Below are 16,783 nucleotides of genomic sequence, written 5' to 3' on the forward strand. Positions count from 1 at the left end.
TGCTGAATCTTTAATCAAAACAAACAAAGAGGTAACTCTCATGCTTCATACTAACAATCCAATCATTAAACACAAAGCAGGTTTGCTCAACCTAGCTGAAGAACTTGGTAATGTATCCAGAGCTTGCAAAGTGATGGGCGTATCACGAGATACATTTTATCGTTATCAAGAGCTGGCTGAAGATGGCGGCATTGATGCGCTTATTGATAAGTCCCGCCGAAAACCAAATATAAAAAATCGTGTTGATGAAAAAACCGAAAAAGCAGTAATGGATTATGCCATTGAATACCCCGCGCACGGCCAAGTCAGAACCAGCAATGAACTTCGTAAGCAAGGCGTATTTGTATCTGCCAGTGGCGTGCGTTCAATCTGGTTGCGCCATGACTTAGAAAACTTCAAAAAACGGCTGAAAGCGCTTGAAGAGAAAGTCGCTAACGACGGCATCATTCTCACCGATGCTCAAGTTGCTGCACTTGAGAAGAAAAAGAACGATGATGAAGCTTGTGGCGAGATAGAAACGGCTCATCCGGGCTACCTAGGCTCACAGGACACGTTTTATGTGGGTAATCTAAAAGGTGTTGGCCGTATCTACCAGCAGACGTTCGTTGATACTTACAGCAAGGTTGCATTTGCCAAGCTCTACACAACGAAAACGCCAATCACTGCTGCTGACATACTCAACGACAAGGTTTTGCCTTACTTCGAGCAGCACGAGCTACCAATGTTACGCATTCTCACAGACCGAGGCACTGAGTATTGTGGCAAGGTTGAACATCATGATTACCAGCTTTATCTAGCAATAAATGATATCGATCATACAAAAACGAAAGCGATGTCACCGCAGACAAATGGTATCTGTGAACGTTTCCACAAAACAATATTGCAGGAGTTTTATCAGGTTACGTTCCGTAAGAGGCTCTATGGCTCGTTAGAGGAATTACAAAAGGATCTGGACGAATGGATGGTTTATTACAATAATGATCGAACTCATCAGGGCAAAATGTGCTGTGGCAGAACGCCACTTGAAACATTACTTGATGGAAAATCGATTTGGGCTGAGAAGAATTTAGCTCAAATCTAAACTGACAGTCACCGATTGAAAAACGGGTAACTGTCAGATCAAGTCTGAACTAGTACACTTAAAAAGCTTACTTGGTGAACTTCACTAAGTAAGCTTTTTCTACCATAACAATTAATATTAGAGGTAAAGAATCTAGTTATTCTTTGCCTTGTACATGCTCTACCGCTACTCTATTTCGCCAATTTTTTACTTACTGCGTTACAATGGCGATTATTAGTGAAAAGCCTATGCTCTTTTTTAGTGAATAACACTACACATCAGCTTTATAGCGCATTTAGCTATATAAAACCTAAAAAATATCTTCCCCTACACTAAAGGTTGCTCTTAAATTTTTTGGTTTTAAACCCAAGATAACAACACTGTATTTATATACATAAACAGGAAATTTAAACAATATTCAGGATCGTGGACATTTTGTCCAAGTTTATCCGCTGCTATATTAGCCAATGTTAAAACCCTTGAAATATTATTAACCTAGCGTATGGTTAAAAATCATTAAGAATATTATTGGACAAAATGTCGGTATAAACTTGGACATTTTGTCGGATAATAAATTGTTATGTTTTCATCCACATCCGAGACCTTATCGAACTAGCAGAATTTCTGGAATTTTCTTTGAAACAAAGTGACATCAGAACAATTAATTATCAGCTTTGGTTAGTGCTGATACTTACCAGTTTTATCCCCTTAATTTACTCTACAACACGGATTCATTTTTTGGGAACTCTCCCAAGCCCTTGGACATTTAGTATTGCAGCACAAGTTGCTTGGTTAAATGTAGGGTATGAGGTGATTAATGAAGCATTATTAATTCCACTTGCTTTTATCCTTGGCAATGTTGTAACTGATGAGCAAAGGTTTCGCGAACGAGCAAGTATTTCCCTAAGTATTATCATTGCTAGTTATCTAATTGTAACTGTATTGGTGTTGTTGTTTGCCTCATCTTTGGTCAAGGCAATGCAACAGCAAACAGAGTTATTTGTTAACACAGTTCATTATATCCGACTGGAATCCATCGCTATCTTTTTGTCTAGTATCTACTCATTTTTATCATTGGTTCTGGTCTTAAAAAATGAAAAGAAGGCACTTTATAAATTGTTGGTAGTACAAATGATATTGACAGTATTATGTGACAGTGTGTTTGTTAGTCAGTTGCCTGTTTCTTTTGAACTCGGTGTAGATGGCGTTGCAATTAGCAATACTGTTGTTAACTCAATCCTTGCAGCTGTCGCTATTACTTACCTTACAAACTCAGGAGTTAATTTCAAATTTGAACGAAGTATGTGGAGCCAGACGCAATGGTTGAAAGAATGGTTGGCAATTGGTTGGAAGTCTGGCCTTGAGTCGTTTGTTCGCAACGCAGCATTTATAGTCATGGTCTTGCAATTGATTAATCAAGTGCAACAAGCTGGAACATTTTGGCTGACTAATCAGTTTATCTGGGGGTGGTTACTACTTCCTGTGCTAGCTCTCGGGCAACTAGTAAAGCAAGATGCTGCAACAAACAAAGGGCTATCAACTATTCGGGTTAATAGCTATTTATGGATAACAGTAGGAATAACCGTTATTTGGGCTACTTCAGTACCAGTCTGGGATGGTTTTATATCAAATATCATGGGGATTGCTGAACCTTCTAAAATTATAGAGCTAGTATGGCTGTTACTCGGCTTTTACGTTGTGTTCAGCTTTAATAATGTCATAGATAGCTATTTTTACGGAATTGGGCGCACAGATCTCATGCTTTATCAATCCTTGATCGTCAATAGCATTTTTTATGGCGGCGCATTTATATGCTATCAAGTAGGTGTATTTGTACCAACACTTGAAACTATCGCTATGATATTCGGGTTAGGGATAACAGTAGACGCGATCATTACTTGGGGTCTGTATCGTATGCTTAGAAATAAATTAGACTTAACGCAAGACCCGTTGATTGCGGGCAGTGATGTTTAAAATAGACCGCCAGTAGGCAAAAACATAACAAGTTGCTCAAAAGGACAAAAAACTGTTGGCTCGCCTCACTTCGTTCGTTATTGTAGCCAAACAGTTTTTTGCCGTTTAGCAAAGCTACATGGACTCCCCTTTGTCAAGCACAAGCAGTCTCTGAAAACAAGAAAGTCTGACAGCAGCTCTACATTCGGCGTTTATTAGCATACTGCCGTAACAGCTTGTGCTATCGCCCTGATGATTTGCGCTTGAGCATGGCCTCATTCGTTAGACAGCGTCTTCTCTTTCAAGAAATGCGCTTCCCGGCTAAACAGGCTTTCATGCTCTCGGTCTGACCGTGTTATCGTCAATCGCTCATGCTAAGACGCGGTGGGGTTAACCGTTAGGGTTACCTTTACAACGTCAATCTTTTCTATTTTACATAATCTATTTGGTATTCGTTTTTACTTCGCAGCAATGCCCATATCAACCGTGCATTCTTGGCCGCAAGCGCGACGGTTGCTCGTTTAAACCCTCGTCGCTCAATCAGCTCTTTCACCCATAAGCTCGTTCTGTCTGTTTTATGTTTGCAGTTGGCAATAACGGCTCGTGCACCATGAATGAGTGAGGTGCGAATGTGTTTTTCGCCACGTTTAGATATTCGGCCAAGCTTCACTTGCCCACCTGTCGTGTATTGCCTAGGTACGAGCCCTATCCACGCACTAAAGGCACGACTGGTATCAAAATCTTTTGCGTCACTCACCGTCGCAACAACCGCCGTTGCCGTGATTTCGCCAACGCCAGGTATACTCATCAAGCGTTTTGCCGCGTTCATTTGGTTCGCGAGTTGGTAGAGCTTTCGGTCATGTTTAAGAATTTGCTGGTTTAATGCTTTAATGTCTTGCCATAATTCATCAAGCAGCTCTCTAGCAAGCAGCGGTAGACCATTGTCAGCATCTGCTAAAATACCCGTGATGGCATGTTGTGCCGGATACCGCCCTTTGGGCATGACAATGCCAAACTCTGCGAGCAAACCTCGTAGGCGATTAATCAGTGCAGTTCTATCCTTGATAGCCCCTTGGCGAATACGGTGTAAGCACAATACAGCTTGCTGCTCTTCACTTTTGATGGTGACAAAGCGTGTTTTGGGACGGGTCACCGCCTCACAAATGGCTTCAGCGTCGTTGGCATCGTTCTTTTCATTTTGGCGATATGGAATGACGAACTTTGAAGCCATGATGCGTACTTCATGGCCAAGCTTAGTAAACTCTCTTGCCCAGTAATGTGCACCTGAGCAAGCTTCCATACCAATGATACACGCTGGCAACTTAGCAATTTCAGCTAACAGTTTGTTTCGCTTAACGGTTTTTCGTAATTGACACTTGTCATGACTATCGACACCGTGGATACTGAAAACAGATTTGGCTAAATCAATACCAATTGCTTTAATTAGTGACATATGGACTCTCCTCAATTGAAGCAAATAATCAACTTCACTATGGCACACTCGCTAGAGAAAGATGCCGAGCGGGGAGTCCATATCATTCGTTAGCTGTATTGAGATTGTTGTGATAAACCCATCATTCATTTGTTATGTAGTAGCAATAATCTACGCTGTTGTATTAAGGTTACTAAACTACATTGAGCATAAATCACAACCTTTAGGCTTAATGTATAAAATCCAATCTATCGTCGTTATATTGGTATGCGTATTTGTAGCGCTTCTAATGTGCTTAAATAGTAAGGCTGCAGTGTCATATTGGATTCAGCATTTTAGTTTCAGTTTTGTGGTTTCACTAATTTTATTTTTGGGTACAAAGCGCAGTAATACAGCTAACAAGGGCTTCAACGGGACAAATAAAGCTTAGCTCCCGTCGCTGCGCTCCTAAATTTTAGCTAAGCTAATTATTTGCCCGTTAAGCGGGCTACATGGACTCCCCTTTGTCAAGCACAAGCAGTCTCTGACAACAAGAAAGTCTGACAGCAGCTCTACATTCGGCGTTTATTAGCATACTGCCGTAACAGCTTGTGCTATCGCCCTGATGATTTGCGCTTGAGCATGGCCTCATTCGTTAAACAGCGTCTTCTCTTTCAAGAAATGCGCTTCCCGACTAAACAGGCTTTTATGCTCTCGGTCTGACCGTGTTATCGTCAATCGCTCATGCTAAGACGCGGTGGGGTTAACCGTTAGGGTTACCTTTACAACGTCAATCTTTTCTATTTTACATAATCTATTTGGTATTCGTTTTTACTTCGCAGCAATGCCCATATCAACCGTGCATTCTTGGCCGCAAGCGCGACAGTTGCGCGTTTAAACCCTCGTCGCTCAATTAGGTCTTGTACCCATAAGCTCGTTCTGTCTGTTTTATGTTTGCAGTTGGCTATTACGGCTCGTGCACCGTGAATGAGTGAGGTGCGAATGTGTTTTTCGCCACGTTTAGATATTCGGCCAAGCTTCACTTGCCCACCTGTCGTGTATTGCCTAGGGACTAGCCCTATCCACGCACTAAAGGCGCGACTGGTATCAAAATCTTTTGCGTCACTCACCGTCGCAACAACCGCCGTTGCCGTGATTTCGCCTACGCCAGGTATACTCATCAAGCGTTTTGCTGCGTTCATTTGGTTCGCGAGTTGGTAGAGCCTTCTATCATGCTTGAGAATTTGTTGGTTTAACCCTTTTATTTCTGCCCATAATTCATCAAGCAGCTCTCTAGCAAGCAGCGGTAAGTTGTTCTCACCATCTTCTAAGATGCCACTAATGGCATGTTGTGCCGGATACCGCCCTTTGGGCATGACAATGCCAAACTCTGCGAGCAAACCTCGTAGGCGATTAATCAGTGCTGTTCTATCCTTGATAGCCCCTTGGCGAATACGGTGTAAGCACAATACAGCTTGTTGCTCTTCACTTTTGATGGTGACAAAGCGTGTTTTGGGACGGGTCACCGCCTCACAAATGGCTTCAGCGTCGTTGGCATCGTTCTTTTCATTTTGGCGATATGGAATGACGAACTTTGAAGCCATGATGCGTACTTCATGGCCAAGCTTAGTAAACTCTCTTGCCCAGTAATGTGCACCTGAGCAAGCTTCCATACCAATGATACACGCTGGCAACTTAGCAATTTCAGCTAACAGTTTGTTTCGCTTAACGGTTTTTCGTAATTGACACTTGTCATGACTATCGACACCGTGGATACTGAAAACAGATTTGGCTAAATCGATGCCAATTGCTTTAATTAGTGACATATGGACTCTCCTCAATTGAAGCAAATAATCAACTTCACTATGGCACACTCGCTAGAGAAAGATGCCGAGCGGGGAGTCCATATCATTCGTTATATTTTACTAGTGATCGTCATAATGCCCACCAATGGCGAAAATATAAATACATTCATCATCAAATTTATAAATTAACCGGTCTTTTTGTGAAATGCGCTTTGACCACAGCCCCGATAAATTATGCTTTAAAGGTTCAGGCTTTCCCAAACCAGTACTTGGATCCGAGCGCATCATTTCTTTAAGTATTTTGCACAAAGCTTTATGTAGCTTTTTATCTTTTTCTCTTAGTTGCTCATAAACGAGCCAAGTTTTGCCCTCAAAGGTTAGCGATCTCATCTAATTGCTCTTGTGTTGGTGCATAACCTTTTTTGGCTGTGTGTGTATTCAGAGAATCGGCAATCTGCTGCATTAGGCTGCTGCTTTGTAGTACATGCAAAGTTTCTTGCTCTCGCTCCCAGTCATCAGCACTAATTACCACAAAGTCATCGCCAGCACGTCTTGTAACTTTTAAAGGTTCATGTTCGCTAACAGTTTGTTCAACGTATGATTTTAAGTTGTCTCTAAACTGGTTTACACTTATCGTATTCATTGGTAACTCACTTTAAGTACGGTAATGTCGTACATTTTAGTGCAAAAAATATAACAAGACAATCAAACGGGCGCGTAAAGCTTGGCTCGCGCTCGTACCTCGCTCAGTTTAGCCAAGCATTACCTGCCGCTTATTTCGGCGTGATGTTTTTGATAGATCCCGTAAATTATTATGCAAAGAAGAAATACGCTAAGAAGATACACCCAGGTAGTATTAGAGGTTATAAATCACTTGTTCTTACTTACCCAGATAGTCAAAATGCGTTAATCCTCCTTACTAACTCAAGCAGTACCCCTCGGTGGAAAATTGCAAAATCAATTACAAAAGTTTTAAGGCAGAATGCTGAGTGGTAATAGTACTTAACAAGTTGCTTAAAAGGACAAAACTGTTTGCTAGCCTCACTTCGTTCGGTATTGTAGCCAAAAGTTTTTGCAGTTTAGCAAAGCGTTAGTTGCTAAGGAAAGCTCATGAATTATCGAAAAATCTATTACTCAATTAGAGCGCTATCTGTTCTTTCATTTTTTGCTATAGCTTATGAGTACTGGGGTGCTGGGTTAATTAGCTTAGCTATACTATTAGCTCCATATGCCACTTTGTTCTTTCTGGCAAACGAAAATAAATATAGTAATTTGAAGTTAACGATAGCCCGTGCTGTATCTGCCGTTGTGACTTTCCTTTTAGTTCCTTTTATGTTGTTTGGAATAGAGGTAAGATGCACAAGCAGGAATTAGCTTAATGTTTGGAGTTATCGTCCAGTTATCATCGATAAGTGCCGTAGAACTTGTCATTTTATTTATTAGCAATGATGAAAGTAGTACCTAACAAGAGATAATGTCATCAATAGCTAACGCTTGGCTCTGTTCTGCTTCGCTACAAGTTTTAACCAAACGTTATCAGGTCTATTTACATGCCGGATTCGCATTGTTCTAAGCGATTACACCTGGAATTTCTTTGCCAAAGCCAATGTCGACGCCACATGCCTTTGCTGCGGTATAAAGTACATCGTGATGATCATAACCAATTCCTGCGTCCGTGACTACGCCACGGTTAATTCTGGTGCCACCACCGGCGATGGTGTAGGCCACAGGACTTGCCGAATGGGTATCAGCGTGGCCCATGTCAGTGGTTTCCACTACAACTGTGCTCTCCAAAATACCTGCTGCTCTCAGCTTTTGAATTAAATACGCGTTATAGCTCGCCATATGGCTACGCATTTCCGTGTAATACGGGTAATTCACTTTTCCCCCGCCGCCGCCATGAATCGACTGATGATAGACACCTTGATAACTTAGCTCTGGAATTCTAAAGTCACATTGGCTATTGCCATAAGCCAAGGAAACTGAACGGGTTAAACCGCATTGTAATGCCGCAACTGCAATATCTGCTTGCAATCGAGCTTGCTGAGAGAAAGTCTCGTGAGTTAGTGTAAATTTGGTATTGTCAGGTGCAATACCACAACTCGAACCGCCAGATAATTCATCCAAACGACGCTGGGTATCGGCAATAGCATCTAAGTGATCATCCATTCTTTGTACTTCATAACCCGCTAATTTACTGCGAATGGCATTGGCCGCAGATACATGCGCGTTCATAATTGGCGTTTTTGCGCTGCTGCCTTGACTAGAGCCAAAGACTAAATCAAACACGGTAAATGGGTTGTCTTGAAATGGTATTCGATTCTTATCGTCTTTCGTCATGTAATTAGCACCGTTGCTATGCACACCCAAGTTGATGTAACGAAATGGCATATCAGGTCCTAGTGCATTCCCCATCATCACGTCGTAACTGTCGCTATTCCATTCCTTTGCCCAAATAATGGGCATCCGACCATGGCCAGCATTACCATGTGCCATGTTCACTAAAAAGTTACACTCGTTTTTTACCGAATCGTACCCCTGAGACATCGCCCCCATCACCATATCGTCGCCCGCTCCTGTTGGATTCCAGAGATTGGCAATCGCGCCGCCCGGCGTGAAAATGCTGATGGTTTTATTCGGTAAGCCAAACTCTTGAGCGTCGGTATGTCGTTGAAACAAGATACCAGCAACAAGTGGTGAAGTGCGAATCAAGGTGCTTGATATACCTGAGGCTGCAACCATTTTTAACAAGCTGCGACGTGATATAGCTAATTTATTTAACTGATCTTTATTCATCATAATTTCCTTTGCAGCTCAAATGATTACTCATCTCTTGACCAAGCTTTGCGATATCTAACTGATTTTAGATAACCAAAGTTTTCTAACATGGCTCTTGGGCTTTCGGTTGCCATCTTGTCTTTTAGCGTGTCGATTTCACATAAATAGCCTGCTTGTTCAGTTTCCGACAAGTTTGCATCCTCTGGATTATTCGGATCAATTTCATCATGTCCCACCCCCACGGCATAACGGAACATCTGTTGTGTTAAACAACTTTGCGCGGAATTTAATCCAGCTATGACATTCGCTAACCCTTGAGCGCCGTTGAACAGCTGCACAGCATCAAGGTCCGCATAGTTTTCAGGGGCATACAAGGCGCCCGAAGCGTCAATCTGGTTGCCTTTATTGTCATTGCTACGAACATTACCTACCGCGTCAAAATCTTCCATGCCGAAACCCAGTGGATTAATGTATTCAGCATGACAACTACTACAGGGGCTGTCTTCCGTTAACGCGTGATACTTATCGCGATTGGTGGTTGTTGGGTCTTGCAGAAACTCGGATAGCTCGGCAAGTTTCTCATCGCGCGCTTCAAACGTGCCCGCAGGTGGATCCGGCTGGTCTTGACACAACATACGGCGACGAACACGCACCGAGCGCAGTACAGGGTGAGATTCAGCAGGTTCTGCCCAGCGCGCCATAAACGCGCCGTTGGCTAAAATACCACCGCGGTCTGCTGTCTCAATTTTTTGCATTTCTTGTCCTGTTACGCCAGCAATACCATAGTGATTCGCAAGCGTTTCATTTAAGAAGGTGTAGTTAGCAGTGTAGAGCGAAGCAAAACTTTCATCTTGCTGCATCATGATCCAAGCAAACGTTTGATTTAGCTCTTCTTTCATATGAGGCACTAAATTTTGGTAGTTTGGATATAAGATTTCGTCTTTCGCAGCCACTTCTAAATCTGCTGTACCGAGCCAGCTACCAATAAAGTCGGCCAATACACCCTCTGCACTTGAAGCCAAGCGAGCGGCTTGTTCCATGATCTTATCTTCATCTCGCAGTTCATCATTGGCGGCCGCGGCTAGCAATTCATCATCGGGCGTGGAGCCTGTAAAGGTATAAGCTAAGAAGGTTGCCATTTCATATGACGTTAACTCAAACGCATCGTTATCCAACTCTGGATTATCAGGGTTGGCCTCACCTAATTCATGACGATAGATAAATTGTGGCGAAGATAATAAGCCCTCTAACGCCAACTGCATACCTGCGGCAATATCGCCACCATTGAATGTTCCTAAAGCAATGGATTCGTAGGTAGTTGCTTCATCCAATGTTAATGGACGTCTAAATACCTTAGGGGCAACATCAGTGATCAAAGCATTGGCACAGCTGCTATCAAGGGCTGCACACGACAGGATATTTGAGAAATTCTGATCCGCCGACCATTGTGCGAGTTCTTCTGCCACCAACAAATAGTTGTTATACGTGGTGGATAATACGCTTGCGTGAGTGTTGTTTGTAAAAAAACCTACTTGGCTGTCTGGTGACAGGCCATCGGCAACGTGATAATCGACCTTTAGCAAGTCTTCAACGGTATTTTGGTACTCACGTTGCGTCAGGATCTTAAGTTGTCTTGCACCATAAGCCACAGGCGTAACACCGACGTCACAGGTTAGTGTGGCTGGCCATAAAGTTTGAATAAACGCGACGATATCTTCAGCACATTGCTGATCACAAGACGCTGGATTGCTATAGGGCATAGTACGAACTATGACATCAATCATCGCATCGACATTTCGCTCAGTGTTCAACGCAGGGAAACTGCCTAAACCGCCCCCCTCTGAGCCATGACAACCAGCACAGTTGGCGTTGAATTGCTCCATCCCTCTGGCCACGGCATTGGTTTCAGTCACGGTTACTGTAACTGCTTCTGTTGGTAAAGAGGGTACACCTTGGTTAAGCGCAATCACTTTATAGTTAAATTCACCGGTATCAGGCAACCCTTCAGACATTAAGGTTGCACTGGCAGCAAGCTCAGCAACCGTGTGCCAATCACCACCTAGGGTTTGTCGCCTAACCAGATAAGCAGTTTCATTATTGCTGTTATCACGCCAATTTAGGTGCGCCTGACTGTCTGACGGTTCATATTGCACCACAAGACTGTCTGGTGCGATTGGCCTTTCTGCCTTATCAGTTTGCGCAAAATTATTCGCGCTCACCGAGGTAAACTGTAAATCGAAATAAACGGGAACTACTTCACCAATGCCTGATAGCCCTGCGACAACGCGCAAGGCTTCAATACCATACGCCATATCAAAACTATTGCTGTCTACGATAAGTGGTCGCAGCGTTGATACCTTGACTGTGCCAGCCCCAAGTTTAGCCACCAATAAGTCTAACGACATTGGTTGGCTTACCCCGTGAATCGTTAAATTACCGCTCACCGACTGCGTGGCAATATCGCCTGTTGGCATGGCAGAAATTTCAGATGTATTTATTTGCGTGGTGAAATAGGCAGTCGGTAAAAGCTCAGTGGCAAATAATAAATCGACGACTCGGCTGTTGCGAATATTAATGCCAGTTTCGATATTGTTTAAGTTGACCGCCAATACCACATTACCATCGGCATCTATACTGCCTGATAATGCTTCGCTGTTAACGTCATTATCACTAACATCGCTTCCTAAGAATTCGTTTACTTCTGCAGTGTGCAACTTTTTCACTGAAACATAGCGTAATGACGAAGTGTCGCTATTTAATGACCACATACCAGTGTCGGTCTGGTTGTCACTGTTGCCATCACCACCGCTACCTGAATCCGAGCTGACAACGCCATCACAAATATCGCCACTTAGCGTTAATTCAACTTCGCCTTCATAGCCATTTTTACTGGCGACAAAGCCAAGTCCTAGTCGCTCATTTGGGTTTAGAACTGAATTGGCATTTTGTTTGGTAATCGTACATCCCCTACTCGTACAATCGTAAGTTGCATTCCAACCATTGTTAATTGAAACACCTTCTGGCCAAGTAAGGTTGAGTGTCCAGTCGTTTTTGGCGACCTCGTCATTCTGAATGACAATTTCGGTTTTAAATCCGCTATTCCAATTATCTGGTATTGAAAATTCGCAGGTTGCCGCATATGCGCTTTGCGATAGCATTCCCATTCCCGCCAATAATAGAAGAGAAAACTGAGGCGACTTCAGTTTAGATGCACAGTTTGAGTTGCGGCCAAACAGGTGTTGAAGGTTAAGTAATCTCATTGTCTTATTCCTCCCCTGCTTGCACTTGCTCTTGTACGCTTGCTTGCGTATTGAATACTAAATTGAAGTTCACTGGCACCGCATAACTAATTGACGTTAAGTTTGCTAACGTTCGTAAGGTTTCAATGCCCGCTTCAAGTCCGAAGTCTGTTGAATCTAATAAGATAGGTTGACTGTTCTGAACTAAGATACGCGATGAAGACAACCGGCTTACTTGCACTTGCGTATCGATTTGGATATCAGCGCCATACAAATTTAAGGTCGCGCTAATGTCCATCAACTGTGTCGACCCTGCTGGTACTGCTTTAACCGCATCGTAATCTAACGGCAAGCTCACTTGAGCGAATGGGTAAGTATCAACTGCAAATAGGTGTTCGGTCATACGACTATCACGGGTATCTACCCCTGTATCGACACTACTTAAGTCAATTTGTAAGCTCGCTTCACCATCAATTGAAATAGCGCCAGATAAGCTGCGGAATGTATGCGTTTCAACCGTGTGTTCTTTTTTGGTAGAAACGAAATACAGCGATGAATTATTGCTATCCAACACATAAGGCAGATTTATTTGAGGCTCTGATACCGAAATTATTATCAGGTCAGCGCTTGAACTGACAGCGCCATCGTTAACCGTTAAGGTCACTGAATAATTGCCCTGCGCTTGATAAATGTGGGTAGGCTGAATATCTGTTGACGAATTGCCATCACCAAAACCCCAAAGATACGTTAATTCATCACCGTCAATATCTGCAGACTGGGCAGCATTGAAAGTAACACTTAATGGCCCTTCGCCAGAGGTGACTGAAGCGATTGCAACTGCTGTTGGTGCATTATTGATAGTACCGTCGAACGAGCATAGCCCGCCTAACGCTGGAATTGTCGGTGCAGTATCAGGAACTGGTTTTTCAGCGTTAAAACCAAAGTTAATGGATTGCCCTGCGGCAATGGTTGAATTGTACTGCTCGTTAACTACGGTGTATGGATTGTTACCGGTGTGATTGCCGTGCCAAACGCCGGTAATTTTGGTTGCATCTTCGAACTGCATTAGCACTTGCCAGCCGTCAATAGCTTGATTGGCGGTATTGCTAATATCAACTCGCGCTCTAAAACCAGAATTCCATTCTTGCTCAATGGTTAATTGACACTGCGCTGACTCTGGCTGCGGCTCTTCAACTGTGATGGTTAACTGTGACTCTAGTGCTTGTTCTAGCCCTTGCTCAATGCGGGTAGCAATAAACGTAACCGTATAATCACCAGCTGTATCAAACGTGTATTGTGTGTTTTGAGTATCAGCGATGGATTCGTCTTCAAGCTGCCAAACATAATCAACGTCACTCTCACCTGCCCCTACAACTTGTGACGTAAAATCAACGGTTAAAGGTGCTACGCCGGATAATGTTGAAGCGTCAATTTCAATCGAAAAAGGGGCATCGTTGTTGTCGCTATTGCCACCTGCACTGTCACACACTCCACCTAACGTAGGTTGTGAGACAATTGAACCATTGGGCTTTGTACCGTTAAAGCCGAACGATTTTGAATCACCAGAGTTGATCTTGGCATTCCAACCTTTATTGGTGAGTGTGTAAGGGTTACTGCCACTTAAATTAGCGTTCCATGCACTACCAATTGTTTCATTCTGGCTAAACGCTAGATCAACTTGCCAGCCGTTGATTACATCTGTGCTGTCGTTGGTGATAACCAATTTACCTTGGTATCCATTTGGCCATTGATTTACAACACTAAATTCACATTGCGCCGCTTGAGTTTGGTAAGCCCAAAACGGGGCTGTGATAAGCAAAAATATTTTGGATTTTCGCCAGCATTTTTGCCTGCTTTTTTGCCAGAGAGGTTGGGGACAGCTGCTCATACATATATCCTTATTATGACTATAATGTATTCAACTTAATCAAAGACTATAGTCAGGAATTGTGGAGAAATTATGAACAACATCTAAAATAAAAAAATTTATGGTCTAAGAAAATTACTATAAACACCCACGACTAATAAGAATTTTTCTGGCCAAACAAACTCGTAATCGATTTTTAAGTTAATCATTAATCGCTAGATTCAAATGACAATACATGAGTTTCTAAAATCATTTACCCACTAATAGCAGTTCCCTCTGTACTGCTTGCCCGACAGAGTGTTTATTTGCTTCGTAAAGTTTCTTGTAACACCTCAATTTATAGAAAAAAGCAAACAGTATTGCGAATAGTCAACTTTTAAAAAAACCATCATTATTAGTAATAATTTCAGCACTTTAAACCTACTAAGCCAATAAAGTGAGCGGAATGCAAAGGCTTCAAATTCGCCAAAGGGCGATGCTATCGCTAAAGAATGTTAGCCATTAATTGATGAAAATGGTTGGAGAGTTTGGGCTGTAGAACTGATTGAATAAAAAGAATTTATTGGGTTAGTCGGATTATGTTTTCCATTCGCTATATTGCCATGTACGCCATATGTTGAAATTATTTGGAGATTAGCGCGGCAACTATTGCGGCCTGATATTGCAACGAGCAACAAATATGAAGCCATTTGAATTAGAGAAAGTACAAAATGCTCTTAAGTTAGCTTTGAATCGACCAGATTTTCCTAGACACAAATAAGTTGTAAACTTTGCGTCCTAGGAGGATGAATGAGCGCTAAAAGATTTCCCGAAGAATTTAAGGTTCAGGCCGTTAAGCAAGTGACTGAAAAAGGTCACTCCGTTGCAAGCGTTGCAGAACGGTTAGATATCTCGACAAATAGTCTTTATATCTGGTTAAAACGCTATGGCAGTAACAGCGAACACTACCAAGAATTATCCGAGCAAGAAAAGCGTATTAAAGCGCTTGAGAAAGAACTAAAGCGTACTCAACAAGAACGTGATCTATTAAAGGAAGCCGCCGTGTACTTTGCGGGCGAGTCAAAGAAAAGTACACGTTCATAAAGTCTCGGCTCAACCAATACCCCATAAAGCTGATGTGCCAAGCGTTGCAAGTTCACCGCAGTGGCTTTCATGCTTGGTTGCAAAAGCCAGAATCCAAGCGAGCTAAGGATGACAAGCGCTTAACGGGTTTAATCAAACAGTCTTGGCTTGAAAGCGGCTGCGTTTACGGTTATCGCAAAATTCAAAGTGATATGTTGGATTTAGGTGAAGTTTGCTCAAAGAATAGAGTTCATCGATTAATGCAGTTATCAGGCATTCAAGCTCAAGTCGGCTATAAGAAGCGCAAAGGCAACTATGGCACTAAGCCTTCTGTGGTCGCAGATAACCAGTTAAAACGACAGTTTGATGTAGTACAGCCAAATCAAGCTTGGGTAACTGATATCACTTATATTGATACGCACGAAGGCTTTCTCTATTTAGCCGTAGTTATCGACTTGTTTTCTCGGCAAGTCGTTGGCTGGTCGATGCAATCGATGATGCATACTGATTTAGTCTTAAGTGCATTACTCGCTGCTGTATGGCGAAGAAAACCTAAGCAAACGGTTATTATACATTCCGATCAAGGCAGCCAATTTACAGGTTATGACTGGCAACGATTTGCTGCTGAGCATAATTTATCACTCAGTATGAGTCGTAGAGGTAACTGCCATGATAATGCTGTTGCTGAGAGCTTCTTTCAGTTGCTAAAACGTGAACGGATCAAGCGAAGAAAATACAAAAATAGAGAAAAAGCTAAGGAAGATATTTTCGATTACATCGAAATGTTTTATAACAGCAAACGTAAACATGGTTATCTAAATAATCAGTCTCCAACTGACTATGATAAAACCTATTTTATGAATCAAGAAAACGTCTAGGGTAGTCTGGTCGATTCACTTATCCAGAGGGTATTAGTATTTTTCTTTGTCTGATATGACAGGCATCAAACCTTTTACACTCAGAAAATTTGTTGAAATTCACAAAGAGTATTGCACTCAAATACCCAATACTCAGCTGTTTGGCATAAATAATTTTGGAACATTTAAAGGAAATGTTGCCGAAATGGTTAAGCATTATCAAAATAAATTGGAGCAAGAGAATAAAAACCAACCAGATTATAATTACTTCAGTAGCTTAGTCATCATATAACCATTGATTGTCATCCTTATGCTTTCATAACAACCCTATCAACTAGCTTACTTTAAGCGCCCGTTATTTGGGCTTTATAAATCACAAGGAGTCTTGGTGAAAATCCGCAAAGCTAATAGAAACGACATAGACATTGCTTGGGAAGTTAGAAAAGAATCAATACAAGCAGAGTGCGCAAATCATTATTCAGCCGAACTAATTTATTTATGGCTAAATGCCCACTACCTGAAAGTTTCGCAGCTGAATTGGAGAGCAACTTTTATGTAGCAACCCAAAATGAAGAAATCATAGGCTTAGGTGCTTTAAGCTACAAAGAAAAGAAGATTTACGCTGAACTAGTACACATGAGTCTTGTTTTTAAGCCTTGCTTAATATCGCGACCTCTATTTCAAATCATCATATCAATGCTTTTACATTAACTTATCGACAAAAAAAGCCCCTATACGGGGCTATAACAGG

12 protein-coding genes are annotated in these 16,783 nt (G+C 42.2%); 5 read left to right on the top strand and 7 right to left on the bottom strand.

What is annotated here, in order from left to right:
* Positions 1-40: 40 nt before the first annotated feature.
* Positions 41-1,081, top strand: a complete 1,041-nt coding sequence (locus DXX94_RS02315) for an IS481 family transposase (RefSeq protein ID WP_116013192.1) — start codon at positions 41-43, stop codon at positions 1,079-1,081.
* Positions 1,082-1,696: 615 nt separating this feature from the next.
* Positions 1,697-3,034 carry an MATE family Na+-driven efflux transporter gene (locus tag DXX94_RS02320; protein WP_116013610.1) on the top strand — a complete coding sequence of 446 codons (1,338 nt, stop codon included), beginning with the start codon at positions 1,697-1,699 and terminating at the stop codon, positions 3,032-3,034.
* A 406-nt stretch (positions 3,035-3,440) separates the two neighbouring features.
* Here DXX94_RS02320 and DXX94_RS02325 read toward each other — a convergent pair whose 3' ends face one another.
* From DXX94_RS02325 to DXX94_RS02340, 4 genes are all read right to left on the bottom strand, one after another.
* Positions 3,441-4,466 carry an IS110 family transposase gene (locus tag DXX94_RS02325; protein ID WP_116013612.1) on the bottom strand — a complete coding sequence of 342 codons (1,026 nt, stop codon included), beginning with the start codon at positions 4,464-4,466 and terminating at the stop codon, positions 3,441-3,443.
* A 758-nt stretch (positions 4,467-5,224) separates the two neighbouring features.
* Positions 5,225-6,250 carry an IS110 family transposase gene (locus DXX94_RS02330; protein ID WP_116013613.1) on the bottom strand — a complete coding sequence of 342 codons (1,026 nt, stop codon included), beginning with the start codon at positions 6,248-6,250 and terminating at the stop codon, positions 5,225-5,227.
* 99 nt (positions 6,251-6,349) lie between these two features.
* Positions 6,350-6,619, bottom strand: a complete 270-nt coding sequence (locus DXX94_RS02335; protein WP_116013615.1) for a Txe/YoeB family addiction module toxin — start codon at positions 6,617-6,619, stop codon at positions 6,350-6,352.
* Positions 6,600-6,872 carry a type II toxin-antitoxin system Phd/YefM family antitoxin gene (locus DXX94_RS02340; RefSeq protein WP_116013616.1) on the bottom strand — a complete coding sequence of 91 codons (273 nt, stop codon included), beginning with the start codon at positions 6,870-6,872 and terminating at the stop codon, positions 6,600-6,602. The genes DXX94_RS02335 and DXX94_RS02340 overlap by 20 nt, the downstream gene beginning before the upstream one ends.
* Before the next feature lie 467 nt (positions 6,873-7,339).
* Between DXX94_RS02340 and DXX94_RS02350 the strand changes: the two genes are divergently transcribed.
* The gene (locus tag DXX94_RS02350) at positions 7,340-7,603 is read left to right on the top strand and encodes a hypothetical protein (RefSeq protein ID WP_116013620.1); all 264 of its coding nucleotides are present in this window, start codon (positions 7,340-7,342) and stop codon (positions 7,601-7,603) included.
* 195 nt (positions 7,604-7,798) lie between these two features.
* On the opposite strand, the gene DXX94_RS02355 is transcribed toward DXX94_RS02350, so the two are convergent.
* Genes DXX94_RS02355 through DXX94_RS02365 form a run of 3 tightly spaced genes read right to left on the bottom strand, consistent with a single transcriptional unit; the run spans position 7,799 to position 14,134 of the window.
* Positions 7,799-9,028 (bottom strand): DUF1552 domain-containing protein, encoded by a 1,230-nt coding sequence (locus DXX94_RS02355; RefSeq protein WP_258872077.1) that lies wholly within the window; start codon positions 9,026-9,028, stop codon positions 7,799-7,801.
* A gap of 23 nt (positions 9,029-9,051) precedes the next feature.
* Positions 9,052-12,267, bottom strand: a complete 3,216-nt coding sequence (locus DXX94_RS02360; RefSeq protein WP_116013623.1) for a DUF1592 domain-containing protein — start codon at positions 12,265-12,267, stop codon at positions 9,052-9,054.
* Positions 12,268-12,271: 4 nt separating this feature from the next.
* Positions 12,272-14,134 (bottom strand): cellulose binding domain-containing protein, encoded by a 1,863-nt coding sequence (locus DXX94_RS02365; protein ID WP_116013624.1) that lies wholly within the window; start codon positions 14,132-14,134, stop codon positions 12,272-12,274.
* Positions 14,135-14,902: 768 nt separating this feature from the next.
* Here DXX94_RS02365 and DXX94_RS02370 point away from each other — a divergent pair.
* A protein-coding gene (locus tag DXX94_RS02370) for an IS3 family transposase (protein WP_116013626.1) occupies positions 14,903-16,053 on the top strand; the annotation gives its coding sequence in 2 pieces (ribosomal slippage) (positions 14,903-15,149 and positions 15,149-16,053; 1,152 coding nt in all).
* Between the two features lie 46 nt (positions 16,054-16,099).
* Entirely contained in the window at positions 16,100-16,324 is a 225-nt protein-coding gene (locus DXX94_RS02375; RefSeq protein ID WP_147302231.1) for a hypothetical protein, read from the top strand.
* Positions 16,325-16,783 lie beyond the last annotated feature (459 nt).

The organism is Thalassotalea euphylliae, assembly GCF_003390375.1.
Classification (GTDB): Bacteria; Pseudomonadota; Gammaproteobacteria; order Enterobacterales; family Alteromonadaceae; genus Thalassotalea_F; species Thalassotalea_F euphylliae_A.